This window comes from Petrotoga halophila DSM 16923 (genome assembly GCF_002924615.1).
The window spans coordinates 1-1,904 of record NZ_JALY01000065.1 but is presented as its reverse complement, the minus strand read 5'-3'; the positions used below and the strand labels follow the sequence as shown (position 1 = coordinate 1,904).

Sequence of the window (1,904 nt, the reverse complement as noted above, 5' to 3'; positions counted from 1 at the left end):
TTCTTGTTGAATCTCCAAAAACTTTAAATAGTTCTGCTAGATCATATAGAGTTTCTTCTTGAGGCATTTTTTCTCGCACTTTATTTACAATTTCCTCATGTATTACATCAGAGTCGCATCTTTCAATTGGTTGAATTTTTTTTGCCATATTTATATCACCTCCTTATCATTCAATTGAACACTTGAATAATCTTTCATATATATTATAAACCTCAATTCTCCGTTTGTCAATAAAAACATATGAGTAATTGTTCAAGTGTGTTTATTTATTAGATTATCCCCAAGTATAAATAGAAAAGAACCGCCCATCAAGAAGTATTTCTCCTCAATCGGCGGTCAGGTTCATTTTAAATTAATACATCAATCTCTACTCCAGACTTAAACTCAACGGTCAGCTTATTATCAAATACCGTAACTTTTTCAATAAGCCGCCTTACCAGTTGCTCATCATATTCCTCCAGCTCATAGGACTGTTCATTCAAGAAGTCTGTCATTTCAGCTATTCGCTGCTTCTTCCTTCACGCTCTGCATTTTTAACCAGCGCATTTTGCTTCTGCTCCCGCAATCGGTAATCCAATTATGTCTCCTGTAGTTATTTATAATAGTATAAGTACTCTTCCCCTACTGGCGGCTATCTTAATACGAGCTTATAGGTTTACTTCTATTTCTAACCCTGACTTAAACTCTACCACTAGCCTGTCATTATATACAGTTGCCTTTTCAATTAGTTTTCTAACCAGTTTATCATCAAATTCCGTAATACCACCGGTTTGCATATTAAGGAAGTCCGTCATCTCAGCGATCCGATCCCGCTTATCTTGACGGAGAGCGTTTCTTGAAAGGGTTTCTTGCCTTAAGTCCCGTAAGCGGTAAATCTCATTGACAATATTATCATATGCTTCCTTTGAATTTGCCAATTGGATCAACTCGGTTTGAAGCTCTTCCAGCCTTTTATCAATATCTGCCGTACTCTCGTCCAAATCCTCATTTAATACGGTTTCAATATTCTTTTTCAGTATGGCCAGGAAAGAGTTTTTCCCGCTGACGGCTATATTGATAGCTTCTACAATCTTCTCTTTGAGAGTATCTTCAAGTATAGTGGAAGCGGTACAAAACAAACCGGTGTTTTCTAATCTGCTGACGCACCTCCAAACGATGGATTTTTTCCCTCGGTTATTCCAATGAACCCTGCGGAATACTTCATGACACTTGCCGCAGAACACCATTTGGGATAAGGGATGATTATTGCTGTAGTTTCTCTTCTTTCCGTTCTTACTTATATGCACACATCTTCTGCGGACAAGCTCTTCCTGAACCCGCATATAAATTTCACGCGGAATTATGGGCTCATGGCTGTTTTCTACATAGTATTGAGGAACTATGCCGTTATTGGCCACCCTTTTCTTCGATAAAAAATCTACTGTATAGGTTTTCTGCAACAGCGCATCGCCGATATATTTTTCATTTCTCAAAATCTTATTGATGGTGCTGGTATGCCATCTGTGATTGCCCGCGCCTGTCAGAATTCCGTCAGCTTCCAGACCTCTTGCTATCTGCAGCATGCTGGATCCTTCAAGATATTCTCTGTAAATGCGCTTAACAATTTCAGCTTCTTCTGGAACGATAACTAAATTGCCATCCTTATCTTTTGTATAGCCAAGAAACCGGTTGTGATTGATATGGATTTTCCCTTGCTGGTAACGGTATTGAATCCCCAGTTTTACATTCTGGCTTAAAGATTGGCTTTCTTGCTGTGCTAAAGATGCCATAATGGTCAGCAGGATTTCCCCTTTGGAATCCATTGTGTTTATATTTTCCTTCTCAAAATAAACTGGGATGTTCTTGTCTTTAAGCTGCCTTATGTACTTCAGGCAGTCCAGCGTGTTTCTTGCAAAACGGCTGAT

1 protein-coding gene and 2 pseudogenes are annotated in these 1,904 nt (G+C 38.8%); all 3 read right to left on the bottom strand.

Annotated elements, in window-relative coordinates:
* Positions 1 to 148 (bottom strand): annotated as a pseudogene (locus tag AA81_RS03170) (transcriptional regulator); the annotation flags it as partial.
* 199 nt (positions 149 to 347) lie between these two features.
* Positions 348 to 571: pseudogene (locus AA81_RS14745) on the bottom strand (recombinase family protein); the annotation flags it as partial.
* 76 nt (positions 572 to 647) lie between these two features.
* The coding region (locus AA81_RS03160; RefSeq protein WP_103898168.1) for a recombinase family protein at positions 648 to 1,904 on the bottom strand (1,257 nt) is incomplete at its 5' end.